Genomic DNA, 13,209 nt, shown 5'->3' on the forward strand with positions numbered 1-13,209 from the left:
GGCGATAGGGCCGGGACAGACTTGCCCAACAATCGGCAAATGTGCACCATAGTGCCCACTGTGAGGACGGCCTCACGACGCACCGCGTGACCATTTCCGGGGACGGCCCCATCTTTCGAACGATGGAGACTCATATGTCCTGGATCATCCTGTTCTTCGCCGGCCTGTTCGAGGTCGGCTGGGCGGTCGGCCTCAAGTACACCGACGGCTTCACCCGCCCGCTCCCGACCCTCCTCACCGTCGGCGCCATGGTCATCAGCCTTGGCCTGCTGGGCCTGGCCATGAAAGAGCTGCCGCTGGGCACCGCCTATGCCATCTGGACCGGGGTCGGCGCCGTCGGCACGGTGATCGCCGGCATCATCCTGTTCGGCGAGTCCATGGCCCTGGTGCGGCTGGTCAGTGTGGCGCTGATCGTCACCGGCCTGATCGGCCTGAAAGTCAGCGCCAGCTGACCATCCCCCTCTAACGCATGTCGCCGCGCAAGCGGCTGACTTGCTCGCGCAACAGCTCTGGCTGCGCCGCCTCCACCGGAATGGCGGCGCCCGCCACGATGGTCACCCGCGACCACAGCCGCTTGAAAAAGCCCTTGCCGGAGTCACGGCTGAAGAAGCTGCCCCACAGCCCCTGCAGCGCCAGCGGTATGACCGGCACCGGGGTTTCTTCGAGGATGCGCTTGACGCCCCCCTTGAACACGTCGATTTCGCCGTCGCCCGTCAGTTTGCCTTCCGGGAAGATGCACACCACTTCCCCCGCCGCCAGGTACTCGGCGATGCGGGCGAACGCGCGCTCGTAGGTGGCCGGGTCTTCACTGCGCCCGGCGATCGGGATGGCGCCAGCGGTGCGGAACACGAAGTTGAGCACCGGCAGGTTGTAGATCTTGTAGTACATGACGAAACGGATCGGCCGGCGAATCGCGCCACCGAGCAGCAGCGCATCGACGAACGAAACATGGTTGCACACCAGCAGCGCCGCGCCTTCGTCGGGAATGCGCTCGAGGTCGCGATGCTCCACGCGGTACATCGAATGGCTGAGCAGCCAGATCAGGAAGCGCATGGTGAACTCGGGCACGATCCTGAAGATGTAGGCGTTGACCAGCACATTGAGCAGCGACACCACCAGGAACAGCTGCGGGATGGTCAGCTCGGCCAGGCCCAGCAGGACGATGGTAAGGAGCGCCGACACCACCATGAACAAGGCATTGAGGATGTTGTTGGCGGCAATCACCCGGGCCCGCTGATCCTCGGCGGTGCGTGCCTGGATCAGGGCATACAGCGGCACGATATAGAAGCCGCCGAACACCCCCAGGCCAACGATCGACAGCAGAATCCACCAGGCCTGGCTCATGCCCAGCAGCGTCAGCCAATCATGAGGGGCCGCAGCCACCGGTACATCGCCGGAATGCCACCACCAGAGCAGGCCGAACAGGGTCAGCCCGAACGAGCCGAACGGCACCAGGCCGATTTCCACCTTGCGTCCACTGAGGCGTTCGCACAGCAGCGAGCCCAGCGCGATACCTACCGAGAACAGGGTCAGCACCAGCGTCACCACGCTGCTGTCGCCATGCAGCCAGTCCTTGGCGTACGCCGGGATCTGGGTCAGGTAGATAGCGCCGACGAACCAGAACCACGAGTTGCCGACGATCGAGCGTGACACCGCCGGCGTCTGCCCAAGCCCCATGCGCAGAATCGCCCAGGATTGCGTGAAGATGTTCCAGTCCAGGCGCATCTGCGGCGACGCCGCGGCGGCGCGGGGGATCCAGCGGCTGGCCAGGTAGCCCAGCACTGCGGTGCCGACCACGCCGCCGGCCACCATCGTGGCGTAGCTGCTACTGGCCATCATCACTCCGGCGCCAATGGTGCCGGCCAGAATGGCGAGGAAGGTGCCCATTTCCACCAGGCCATTGCCGCCGACCAGCTCTTCTTCCCGCAAGGCCTGGGGCAGGATCGAGTACTTCACCGGGCCGAACAGCGCCGAGTGGGTGCCCATGCCGAACAGCGCCATCAACATCAGCGCCAGGTGGTCGGTGACGAAGCCGAGCGCGCCGACAGCCATGATGGCGATTTCGGCCAGCTTGATCGCACGGATCAGCGCGTCCTTGGCGAACTTCTCGCCGAACTGCCCGCCCAGCGCCGAGAACAGGAAAAACGGCAGGATGAACAGCAGCGCGCAGAGGTTGACCCAGATCGAGCGGTCGCCGTCGCCGAGGCTGAGCTTGAACAGGATCGCCAGGATCAGCGACTGCTTGAACAGGTTGTCGTTGAAGGCACCCAGCAGTTGGGTGATGAAGAACGGCAAGAAACGCCGCTTGCCGAGCAAGGTGAATTGCGAGGGGTGACTCATCGTCCATGCACCTGAGTTGAACCGAGGATGGCAGTTGCCTTTTTAGACTGCGGGCAACGCCTTGGAAGCCACATCACTGTAGTCAACCGACATTTTTATCATCAGCCGGCCGCGTGAGCGACCCTCAGACCAGCCCGGCACAACATGACCCTGTGGGCGCCGGCTTGCCGGCGATGGGCTGCGCAGCAGCCCCCACGATGTCATATGCTCAGCATCGGCAATCTCCCTCGACAAGGACGTGGCAATGCTCGCCGCCCTGAAGCACTACCCCGCAGCGGTACGCCTGCTGTTGGCAACCACCTTCACCTTGACCTTGGCCCGCGCCCTCACCCTGCCTTATCTGGTGGTCTACCTGGCCGACAACTTCCAGCTCTCGGTCAGCCACATCGGCTTGCTGATCGGCGGCGCACTGATCGTCGCCTCGTTGCTGAGCCTGTATGGCGGGCACCTGGTCGATACCCTGCCCAACCACACCCTGATCAGCGCCAGCACGCTGCTGTTCGCCCTGGCCTTCGCCGCCGCCATCGCCAGCCGCTCGGCATTGGCGTTCTTCTTGTGCCTGGTGCTGATCAACCTGACCCTGGCGGTGGTCGACATCGCCGCCAAGGCCGGCTTCTGCGCCCTGCTTGCGGTGGAACAGCGGGCCGAGGTATTTGCCATCAAGTACACCTTGAGCAATGTCGGTTATGCCCTCGGCCCTCTGCTGGGCGTTGCCATGCTGGAGCTGAACGACCACCTGCCCTTCATCGCCTCGGCGCTGATCGGCCTGGGCATGTGCATGGCTTACTGGCGCCTGGGCGATCGGCGGTTGCAGGCCAGCCTGCAGGCGCAGCCGGGCGCCGGGTTCGCCCAGGTGGCACTGGGCCTTGCGGGCGACCGGCGGCTGGTGTGCTTTACCCTTGGGGGCGTGCTCAGTGCCGTGGTGTTCGGCCAGTTCACCGCCTACCTGTCGCAGTACCTGGTGGTGACCACCAGTGCCAGCGAAGCGGCGCGCCTGGTGGGTTATCTGGTGACGACCAACGCTGTCACGGTTATCGCCTTGCAGTATCTGATCGGCAGGCGCATCAGCCGCCAGCGCCTGATGCCCTGGCTGCTGGCCGGCATGGCCTTGTTCATCGCCGGGCTACTGGGCTTCGCGCTGGCCGGGTCGGTGCTGGCCTGGTGCCTGGCCATGCTGGTATTCACCCTGGGCGAGATCATCGTGATTCCGGCCGAGTACATGTTCATCGACCTTATTGCACTGGAGCATCTGCGTGGGGTGTATTACGGGGCGCAGAACCTGTCCAACCTGGGGGCGGCGCTGGGGCCGGTGATGGTGGGGTTTGCCCTGACGCAGTGGTGGCCGGGGGCGATTTTCTACCTGCTGGTGGTGTCGGTGATACTGGCGGGGGTGTTTTATTGGCTGGGTACGCGCAAGCATTGATGTTGGCTGGGGCGGCCCTATCGCCGGCAAGCCGGCTCCCACAGGGATATCACAGGCCTTGAGGACAGTGGATTACCTGTGGGAGCCGGCTTGCCGGCGATAGGGCCAGTAGCGCCTGCGACGACTCGCCACTGCTACCATCGTCGGCGCTGACGAACCGGCGCCCGCGTGCCAGACTGACTGATCGGGACCGCGTTACCTTTTTTGCTCCGGAGTTTTCATGTCGTTGTCCAGCGGGCTGATCGCCGTGGTCGCCCTGGCCTATATGGCCATCATGTTCGCCATCGCCTTCTACGGCGACCGCCGCAGCACACCGTTGCCGCCGCGGCTGCGTGCCTGGGTGTATAGCCTGTCGTTGGCGGTGTACTGCACCAGCTGGACCTTCTTCGGCGCGGTCGGCCAGGCCGCCGAACAGTTGTGGGCGTTCCTGCCCATCTACCTCGGGCCGATCCTGCTGCTGATCTTCGCGCCCTGGGTGCTGCAGAAGATGGTGCTGATCAGCAAGCAGCAGAACATCACCTCCATCGCCGACTTCATCGCCGCGCGCTACGGCAAGTCCCAGACATTGGCCGTGGTGGTGGCGCTGATCTGCCTGGTCGGCGTGCTGCCGTACATCGCCTTGCAGCTCAAGGGCATCGTGCTTGGCGTCAACCTGCTGATCGGCGCCAATGCCGATGCCACCGGCACCCGCGTGCAGGACACCGCGCTGGTGGTGTCGCTGGTGCTGGCGCTGTTCGCCATCGTCTTCGGCACACGCAGCCTGGACGTGACCGAACACCACCGGGGCATGGTGCTGGCGATTGCCTTCGAATCGATGATCAAGCTGCTGGCCTTCCTCGCCGTCGGCGTGTTCGTGGTGTTCAACCTGTACGACGGCTTCGACGACCTGCTGACCCAGGCGCGCCAGTCGGTGCAGCTCGACAGCTACTGGCATGAAACCATCAACTGGCCGTCGATGGTGGTGCAGACTGCCGTAGCGATGATGGCGATCATCTGCCTGCCGCGGCAGTTCCACGTGACCGTGGTAGAGAACATCGAACCGCAGGACATGCGCCTGGCGCGCTGGGTATTCCCGATGTACCTGGCGCTGGCCGCGCTGTTCGTGGTGCCCATTGCCCTGGCCGGCCAGATGCTGCTGCCCGGCACGGTGATTTCCGACTCCTTCGTGATCAGCCTGCCGTTGGCCGAGGCACATCCGAGCCTGGCGCTGCTGGCCTTCATCGGTGGCGCCTCGGCCGCCACCGGCATGGTCATCGTCGAGGCCGTGGCGCTGTCGACCATGGTGTCCAACGACATGCTGCTGCCATGGCTGCTGCGCCGCAACAATGCCGAACGGCCGTTCGAGGCCTTCCGTCACTGGATGCTGTCGGTGCGCCGGGTGACCATCGTGGCCATCCTGTTGCTGGCCTACGTCAGCTATCGCCTGCTCGGTTCCACCGCAAGCCTCGCGACCATCGGCCAGATCGCCTTCGCCGCCGTGACCCAGCTCACCCCCGCCATGCTCGGCGCACTGTACTGGAAGCAGGCCAACCGCCGCGGCGTGTTCGCAGGCCTGGCAGCGGGCATTTTCCTGTGGTTCTACACCCTGGTGCTGCCCATCACCGCCCACAGCCTGGGCTGGTCGCTGGAGCTGTTCCCCGGCCTTGCATGGCTGCACGGCAACCCACTGAACCTGCCCATCACGCCCCTCACCCAAGGCGTGGTGCTGTCGCTGACCGGCAACTTCACCCTGTTCGTCTGGGTCTCGATGCTGTCACGCACCCGCGTCTCGGAGCACTGGCAGGCCGGGCGCTTCATTGGCCAGCAGACCAGTGCCCGGCCCAACAGCAAGCCATTGCTGGCCGTGCAGATCGACGACCTGCTGACATTGGCCTCGCGCTTCGTCGGTGAAGAACGCGCGCGGCAGAGCTTCATCCGCTTCGCCTACCGCCAGGGCAAAGGCTTCAACCCCAACCAGAATGCCGACGGCGACTGGATCGAACACACCGAACGGCTGCTCGCTGGCGTACTCGGCACCTCTTCGACCCGGGCCGTGGTCAAGGCGGCCATCGAAGGCCGCGACATGCAGCTCGAAGACGTGGTGCGCATCGCCGACGAAGCCAGCGAGGTGCTGCAGTTCAACCGCGCGCTGCTGCAAGGGGCCATCGAAAACATCAACCAGGGCATCAGCGTGGTCGACCAGAACCTGCACCTGGTGGCCTGGAATCGCCGTTACCTGGAGCTGTTCAATTACCCCGACGGGCTGATCAGCGTCGGCCGGCCAATCGCCGACATCATCCGCTACAACGCCGAGCGCGGCCTGTGCGGCCCCGGCGAGGCGCAAGTGCATGTGGCGCGACGCCTGCACTGGATGCGCCAGGGCCGTGCGCACTCCTCGGAGCGGCTGTTCCCCAATGGCCGGGTGATCGAGCTGATCGGCAACCCGATGCCCGGTGGCGGCTTCGTCATGAGCTTCACCGACATCACCCCGTTCCGCGAGGCCGAGCAGGCATTGCGCGATTCCAACGAGGGGCTGGAGCAGCGCGTGGCCGAACGGACTCACGAGCTGTCGCAGCTGAACCAGGCACTGTCGGAGGCCAAGAGCCAGGCCGAAGCGGTCAGCAAGTCCAAGACCCGCTTCCTGGCGGCAGTCAGCCACGACCTGATGCAACCGCTCAACGCCGCGCGGCTGTTCTCCGCCGCCCTGTCGCAACAGGCCGAAGGCCTGAACGAGGAAGCCCAGCAACTGGTCCAGCACATGGACAGTTCGCTGCGCTCGGCCGAAGAGCTGATCAGCGACCTGCTGGATATTTCGCGCCTGGAAAACGGCAAGATCACCCCGGACGCCAAGCCGTTCGCCCTCAACGAGCTGTTCGACACCCTCGGCGCCGAGTTCAAGCTGCTGGCCGCCGAGAAGGGCCTGGAGTTCCGCCTGCACGGCAGCCGCTTGCGCGTCGACAGCGACATGAAACTGCTGCGCCGGGTGCTGCAGAACTTCCTGACCAATGCGCTGCGTTACGGCAAGAGCCCGCTCCTGTTGGGTGTTCGCCGTCAGAGTGAGCACTTGTGGCTGGAGGTCTGGGACCGTGGCCCAGGCATCGCCGACGACAAGCTGCAAGTGATTTTCCAGGAGTTCAAGCGCCTGGACAGCCACCAGACCCGCGCCGAAAAAGGCCTGGGGCTGGGCCTGGCGATCGCCGATGGCTTGTGCCGGGTGTTGGGTCACCCCCTCGAGGTGCGCTCCTGGCCGGGCAAGGGCACGGTGTTCCGCGTCAAGGTGCCGATCGCTCGCCAGCCAGCGGCAGCGCCAAGCGCGCCACTGGAACAGGCCAGCCAGCCGCTGGCCGGCCTGCAGGTGCTGTGCATCGACAACGAAGACAGCATCCTGATCGGCATGAACAGCCTGCTCAGCCGCTGGGGCTGCCAGGTGTGGACGGCGCGCAATCGCGCCGAGTGCGAAGCGCTGCTGGAAAAGGGTATGCGCCCGCACCTGGCGCTGGTGGACTACCACCTGGATGACGGTGAAACCGGCACCGGGCTGATGGGCTGGCTACGGGCTCGTCTGGGCGAGCCGGTGCCGGGGGTGGTGATCAGTGCCGATGGCAGCAAGGAAACCCTGGCCACGGTGCATGCCGCGGGCCTGGATTACCTGGCCAAGCCGGTCAAGCCGGCGGCCCTGCGCGCCCTGCTCAATCGCCATCTGAGCCTGGTGCAGTAAGCGCAGCGTCCGCCAACGCCTCATCGGATAACGCCCGCTCCAGCAGCTCGGCCGGCAGGCTCTTGCTGGCCCGGGCGCCGAGCAGCTTGAGCTGTTCGCTGCGGCTGACCAGGTTGCCGCGCCCCTCGCACAGTTTGTTGCGCGCTGCGGCATAGGCCTTGTCGACCTGCTGCAAGCGCGTGCCCAGTTCGTCCAGGTCCTGGATGAACAACACGAACTTGTCATACAGCCAACCGGCGCGCTCGGCGATCTCGCGCGCGTTCTGGCCCTGGCGCTCCTGCTTCCACAAGCTGTCGATCACCCGCAGGGTGGCGAGCAAGGTGGTCGGGCTGACGATCACGATCTGCCGGTCGAAGGCTTCCTGGAACAGGTTGGGCTCGGCTTGCAGGGCCGCCGAGAATGCCGCCTCGATGGGCACGAACAGCAATACGAAATCCAGGCTGTGAAGGCCTTCGAGGCGGTTGTAGTCCTTGCTGGACAAGCCTTTGACATGGTTGCGCAGCGACTGCACGTGCTGTTTCAGCGCGTTTTCATCGTTGTTGCTGACGTACTGCTGGTAGGCGGTCAGGCTGACCTTGGCATCGACCACCACCTGCTTGTCGCCGGGCAGCATGATCAACACGTCGGGTTGGTAGCGTTCGCCCTCGGCGCTCTTGAGGCTGACCTGGGTCTGGTATTCGCGACCCTTTTCCAGGCCGGCGTGTTCCAGCACCCGCTCGAGGATCAGTTCGCCCCAGTTGCCCTGGGTCTTCTGGCCCTTGAGCGCCTGGGTGAGGTTGGTGGCTTCGTCGGACAGGCGCAGGTTGAGCTGCTGCAGGCGCTCCAGCTCCTTGCCCAGCGAGAAGCGCTCACGGGCCTCCTGCTGGTAGCTCTCCTCGACGCGCTTTTCGAAGGCCTGGATGCGCTCCTTGAGCGGGTCAAGCAACTGACCCAGGTGTTGCTGGCTGGTCTGGGCGAAGCGCTGCTCGCGCTCGTCGAAGATTTTCGTGGCCAGGTCGGCGAACTGCGCGCGCAGGGTGTCGCGTGCTTCCTGCAGGTCTTCCAGACGCTGCTGGTGGCTATCCTGCTGCTCGCGCAGCTCGGCCTCGAGTCGCGCCGTCTGGGCTTCCAGGCGACGCAGCTCGGCTTCACGGTTGGCCCGTTCCAGGTGCCAGGCGTGGGCGGCGTCGCGAGCATTGTCGCGGTCGATCTGCAGCAGCTCCAGTTCGCGGCCCTGGGCAGCCAGCTGGGTCTGCTTGACGGTGTTGGCCTCGCTGAGGTCGCTGACCTCGTCGCGACTGGCCTCCAGTTGTGCCTGCAAGCCCGCCTGGGCCAGTTGGGCGGCATTGAGGCGCTCTTCGAGCAAGGCCTGCTCGCCTTGCCGGGCACCCTGGCGACGCTGCACATGCATGACCCAACCCAGGCACGGCAAGGCGCCTGCTACCAAGCCCAGCAGAATGCTGGTCAGATCCACTGTCATGCTTACCCCGATCAAGCTGTTGCAAATTGAGTGCAGCTTATCAGCCTGTTTGATCTGGCGCCTGTGCCGGCCCTATCGCGGGCAAGCCCGCTCCCACAAGGATCGTGTTGTACCTGTAGGAGCGGGCTTGCCCGCGATAGGGCCGGTACAGACGCCGCAAGACTCAAGCTTGGGCCAACTGCCTCAATAACCGCCGCGCTTCCTGCGACCCCTGCCCCGCCGCCAGCTCCAACCAGTAGCGCGCCAGCTCCGGCTCGCTGGCCTGGCACAGCCGCGCGTACTCCAGTTGCGCCAGGCGATCCCCTGCCCGCGCCGCCTGGCGCAGCAGGTCATGGCCGATGCGTCGGTCACGGGCGTTGCCACAATCGCGACACAGCATCTGCCCCAGACGGCTCTGGGCCTCCACCACGCCCTGGCGTGCCGGTTGCTTGAGCAGGCGCCCGGCCAGGTGCTTGACCTGTTGCTTGTCGCCCAGGCGCGGGCTGTCGAGCAGCCAAAGGGCTACTTTCAGCGAAAAACGCTTGGGTGCAGGCGCAGACGACGAAATGGCAGGGCTGGCGAGATGTTTACCGCGAAACTTCATGAGCAACAGAGAAGGCAACTCGAAAGGCGCGCCACTCTACCCTTTTTTCTACGGTATGACCTGTGGATTTCCGGAGGATTGAAAAAAAATTTCCATGATCTTTTCTTGACGTTTTCAAACGGATGACGAGACGGTCGGCAGGCGCCTGATGATTGTCCGACAGTTCGATGATTTGCTGGCACGCCCGTTCTAGAGCAAGCGCTCGGGACAATCCACAGTTCCTGTGGATAACTCGGTGGACAACCCCCTAAAGTACCCTGCAAACCCCCATGAAATGGGGCTTACAGTCAAACTGACGATTTTTTCACCAGTAAAAATTAGTGTTTTTTTTCATTGACTTAAGGTGCCAGTCAAGGCATTGGCGAGCCTTTTGGGGGCTGTTGCCACGCTGTTACACACCATGCTTCTAATGTGCACAAGTGCACCGAAAACCTGCATTCGAATGCACGAAATCGGCACATCCTCGCGTTTGGCGGTCCATTCCCCCTCTTCCCACAACGCTAAAGAAACGCCATACTGCGCGGCTCGCCTGAAGAAACGTGACAACGCTTGCAAAGCCTGCAGCGTTCCGGTAAGGTGCGCCTCGTTAGTACCAAGCTGAAAGTCAATTCTGGCCAGATGCGTCCTTGCAGATCTGCTCCTCCCAAGAGCGTGACTGCTGAAACCAGGACCGGCCCTTTCGATGATTCACTCGCCAGCCTTGCGCTGCTCAAGCACGAATCACGTGACAGATTGATCAGGATTCAATTCCGGATGGCCTAGAACCTTGGCCCCGGGATATTGCCTGCCCTCTGAAGTACCTACCAGTCAGCCCAAGCGCCCACATTTGATTGCGCTCTCTCTGGCTGCCCTGTTCCAGTCAGGTTCGTTCGTCCCTTAATAAAGGCGTCACTGGAACGTTTCTATCATGCACGGATCATAACCCCCGTGTTTAAAGCAGGAACCTCCAACAATATGCAAACTCATCATCAGATGATGGCTGCCATTGGCACCCTCTCCCAGGCCTTCTCGCCGTTGAAGTGCCTTATCACTGCCCCACGCAAGGGCAACTTCAGTTTCACCCTGGTAGACGAACACGGCGTCGCCTGCCACACCGAACGCCTGTACCCCGAACAGTACAACCGCTCGGAACCTCTGCAGGCAGTAATCGCCCGGACCCGCCAGTCGCTCACCGCGTGAGCGGCGAATGCCCGGGCATTCAGCCGCTGAATGCCACTGCAGGCAAGCTGCCTGATCGTTCTTGGCCTAATTGCCGCAGGGCATATGGCACTCGACGTCAGGCAGCAATCGATTTAAAAACAGCTCTTTACACCACGCTTATCACACTACACTTCAACTCGAGCGGCTCTATCCGCTTCCGGCGGGCCTGATCATTCACCAGCTGCCAAGCTCCAGCGCCCGTCGGCCCTTTACTGCTCGAGGGCATCATGGGTATCGCGGCGAATGAATTGTGTCAGTATGTGATCCGACCAACCCTGGTCTACCTGAATCGTCATTGCGCCAGTGCCGAAGCCCTGCTATTGGGTATCGCGGCCAGCCAGTCGGCGCTTGGCTCTGCCTTGCATGACCGCCGTGGCCACGGCCTCTACCGCATCGGCGAAAGCCGGCACCAGGCGGTGTGGGACGACTTCCTCGCCCGTGATCCGGAACTTGCCAGCCTGGTACGCGGCCTGGCGAGCCAGCACGCGTTTCTCGGCGGCCCGCACCTGGAACTCACGGTCAACTTGCGCTATTCCACCGCCATCGCCTGGATGCTCATCGAAGCCCAGTCCACCCCGCTGCCTGCCCCTGACGATCTGTTAGGCCAGGCACGTATCTGGCGTCAGATTTTTCACCCGCAAGGTCGCCTGCGCGACTTCACCCAAGCCTGGCAGCTGTGCATTGCTCAGAAATTGCCAGAGGCATCTTGAGAACTGTCCTACAGTATTGCCGGAAAAAAAGGAATTTTGGTCGGATTGTTCTACAAAACCGCTCTATCTCCTGTGATTCAGGCTATAGCGCAGCGCGTGATTTGTTGGTAGCTTTTCGCCCCGGAGATCCCAAGGAGTTTCTAATAATGAAAAAAGTAATGCTCAAAACCTCCCTCGGCGTAGCCGTTGCTCTCGCTTCCAGCCAACTGTTCGCTGCCGGTTTTGCCCTCAACGAACAGAGCGTCAGTGGCATGGGGACAGGTTTCGCGGGTCGTTCTTCCGCTGCCGATGATGCCAGCACCGTATATGGCAACCCTGCCGGCATGTCGCGCCTGAAGCGCGAACAAGTCACGGTAGGTGGCGCAGCCGTAATCGCTAAAACTGACATTTCGGGCCGTGGTAGCAACTTCGGGGGGGAAACCGATGGCGACATGGTGCCGACTGTTGGTGTGCCGATGGGCTTCTACGTCAAGCCGATCGACGACCATTGGAGTGTAGGTTTCGGCGTTTATGTGCCATACGGCCTGATTACCGACTATGGCAGCGATGATGCGGCACGCTACTGGGGCAAGAAGAGCAAGGTCGAGGTCATCACCTTCCAGCCAACCGTCAGCTATGCCTTCAATGACAAGGTGTCGATCGGTTTCGGTCCGACCATCAACCGTATCAAGGGCGAGCTGGGCTCGAACCTGGCCAGCAAGGCCTTCCTGGGCCCCAACGGCCCGGATGGCGAAGTCAAGATCAAAGGCGACGACACTGCTGTCGGTTACAACATCGGTGTGCTCGTTCAAGCCACCGACCGTACCCGCCTCGGTCTGACTTATCATTCGATGGTCGACTACGAGCTTGAAGGCGATACCCGCGTTTCCTACCCGATTCCACAGCTGGGTCTGAGCGGCAAATTTGACGCCAGCTTGAAAATCAAGACGCCAGAGTCCGTGGACTTCTCGGTCACCCATGAACTCGATGACAACTGGACGCTGTACGCGGGTAGCACCTGGACTCGCTGGAGCCGTCTGGAAAACATCACTGTAGAGAACGAGGCACCAGCGAATTATCCGCTGCGGACCATCACTGAAGAGCAGAACTGGCATGACACCTGGGCTCACGCCATTGGTGCGGCCTACAAGGTGAACAAGGAGTGGACCCTGCGTGCAGGCTTCTCCGTCGACCAGTCGCCTACCAACAACCACGATCGCTCGCCGCGCATTCCTACCGGCGATCGAAAAGCGGTCAGCTTTGGTGCCGGCTGGAGCCCGAACGACGACATGACCATTGATGTTGCCTACTCCTACCTGTGGGAAGAAGACACCAAGGTCAACAACCTGCCGGACTCGGCGACGGAAGCGGCCTTGAAGGGCAGCTACCAGGCCAAGTACGAGAACAGCGCACACGGTATCGGTGCTTCGCTCACCTACCGTTTCTGATTCGTACCTGTTCCATGAAAAACCGCCCTCGTGGCGGTTTTTTCATGCCTGCCCTCGCTCGCCGCTGATCAGCACCTTGGCTTTGGCTTTGGCTTTGGCTTTGGCTTTGGCTTTGGCTTTGGCTTTTAAGTGCACGGTAGATCAGTCACCGCCAATTGCGACGTCAGGAGGCCGAGCGGAGGTCTTGCGGAGGGAGGCGACGGGCATGGATGCCCGTCGAGCGCTGGGCCCCAGGATGGGGCCTGCAGCGCGGTCCTCCCGGGAGCAAGACCGGAGCGAGGGAACCCCGGAGCGAAGCGTAGGGGCCGGATGTAGGAGCCAGCCTTTTTTGGTTACTTTTTGGGGCGTTTGCCAAAAAGTGACCCGCCGT

9 protein-coding genes are annotated in these 13,209 nt (G+C 62.8%); 6 read left to right on the forward strand and 3 right to left on the reverse strand.

Translation table 11 applies throughout. From position 1 onward, the window contains the following. Positions 1-134 precede the first annotated feature (134 nt). A complete protein-coding gene (gene sugE, locus PMI38_RS25120; protein ID WP_008100583.1) occupies positions 135-452 on the forward strand; it encodes a quaternary ammonium compound efflux SMR transporter SugE in 318 nt (105 codons plus the stop codon). A gap of 10 nt (positions 453-462) precedes the next feature. On the opposite strand, the gene PMI38_RS25125 is transcribed toward sugE, so the two are convergent. Further along, complete coding sequence (locus PMI38_RS25125) at positions 463-2,340, reverse strand: 1-acyl-sn-glycerol-3-phosphate acyltransferase (RefSeq protein WP_008100585.1); 1,878 nt, start codon at positions 2,338-2,340, stop codon at positions 463-465. Positions 2,341-2,584: 244 nt separating this feature from the next. Here PMI38_RS25125 and PMI38_RS25130 point away from each other — a divergent pair, with 244 nt between their 5' ends. Together PMI38_RS25130 and PMI38_RS25135 are read left to right on the forward strand one after the other, a co-directional pair. Then, on the forward strand, positions 2,585-3,763 hold the full coding sequence (locus PMI38_RS25130) for an MFS transporter (protein WP_008100588.1): 1,179 nt from the start codon (positions 2,585-2,587) through the stop codon (positions 3,761-3,763). Positions 3,764-3,983: 220 nt separating this feature from the next. Continuing rightward, positions 3,984-7,460, forward strand: a complete 3,477-nt coding sequence (locus PMI38_RS25135; protein WP_008100589.1) for a hybrid sensor histidine kinase/response regulator — start codon at positions 3,984-3,986, stop codon at positions 7,458-7,460. Here PMI38_RS25135 and rmuC read toward each other — a convergent pair. Both rmuC and PMI38_RS25145 read right to left on the reverse strand, forming a co-directional pair. Next, positions 7,432-8,805 (reverse strand): DNA recombination protein RmuC, encoded by a 1,374-nt coding sequence (rmuC, locus tag PMI38_RS25140; protein ID WP_162130472.1) that lies wholly within the window; start codon positions 8,803-8,805, stop codon positions 7,432-7,434. The two genes, PMI38_RS25135 and rmuC, sit on opposite strands and share 29 nt — an antisense overlap. A gap of 277 nt (positions 8,806-9,082) precedes the next feature. Further along, positions 9,083-9,502, reverse strand: coding sequence for a sel1 repeat family protein (locus PMI38_RS25145; RefSeq protein ID WP_008100593.1), 420 nt, complete (start codon positions 9,500-9,502; stop codon positions 9,083-9,085). A 954-nt stretch (positions 9,503-10,456) separates the two neighbouring features. Between PMI38_RS25145 and PMI38_RS25150 the strand changes: the two genes are divergently transcribed. From PMI38_RS25150 to PMI38_RS25160, 3 genes are all read left to right on the forward strand, one after another. Then, complete coding sequence (locus tag PMI38_RS25150) at positions 10,457-10,681, forward strand: hypothetical protein (RefSeq protein WP_008100596.1); 225 nt, start codon at positions 10,457-10,459, stop codon at positions 10,679-10,681. A gap of 248 nt (positions 10,682-10,929) precedes the next feature. Beyond that, the gene (locus PMI38_RS25155; protein WP_008100598.1) at positions 10,930-11,412 is read left to right on the forward strand and encodes a hypothetical protein; all 483 of its coding nucleotides are present in this window, start codon (positions 10,930-10,932) and stop codon (positions 11,410-11,412) included. Positions 11,413-11,558: 146 nt separating this feature from the next. Then, positions 11,559-12,839 (forward strand): OmpP1/FadL family transporter, encoded by a 1,281-nt coding sequence (locus PMI38_RS25160; protein ID WP_008100600.1) that lies wholly within the window; start codon positions 11,559-11,561, stop codon positions 12,837-12,839. Positions 12,840-13,209 lie beyond the last annotated feature (370 nt).

The organism is Pseudomonas sp. GM84, assembly GCF_000282535.1.
In the GTDB taxonomy this organism is placed as follows: domain Bacteria; phylum Pseudomonadota; class Gammaproteobacteria; order Pseudomonadales; family Pseudomonadaceae; genus Aquipseudomonas.

What these genes read in the sequence shown, in the direction of transcription:
- PMI38_RS25125 (WP_008100585.1), bottom strand. Translation starts at nt 2,340, where the DNA reads ATGAGTCACCCCTCGCAATTCACCTTGCTCGGCAAGCGGCGTTTCTTG.
- PMI38_RS25160 (WP_008100600.1), top strand. Translation starts at nt 11,559, where the DNA reads ATGAAAAAAGTAATGCTCAAAACCTCCCTCGGCGTAGCCGTTGCTCTC.
- PMI38_RS25130 (WP_008100588.1), top strand. Translation starts at nt 2,585, where the DNA reads ATGCTCGCCGCCCTGAAGCACTACCCCGCAGCGGTACGCCTGCTGTTG.
- PMI38_RS25145 (WP_008100593.1), bottom strand. Translation starts at nt 9,502, where the DNA reads ATGAAGTTTCGCGGTAAACATCTCGCCAGCCCTGCCATTTCGTCGTCT.
- PMI38_RS25135 (WP_008100589.1), top strand. Translation starts at nt 3,984, where the DNA reads ATGTCGTTGTCCAGCGGGCTGATCGCCGTGGTCGCCCTGGCCTATATG.
- PMI38_RS25155 (WP_008100598.1), top strand. Translation starts at nt 10,930, where the DNA reads ATGGGTATCGCGGCGAATGAATTGTGTCAGTATGTGATCCGACCAACC.
- sugE (WP_008100583.1), top strand. Translation starts at nt 135, where the DNA reads ATGTCCTGGATCATCCTGTTCTTCGCCGGCCTGTTCGAGGTCGGCTGG.
- PMI38_RS25150 (WP_008100596.1), top strand. Translation starts at nt 10,457, where the DNA reads ATGCAAACTCATCATCAGATGATGGCTGCCATTGGCACCCTCTCCCAG.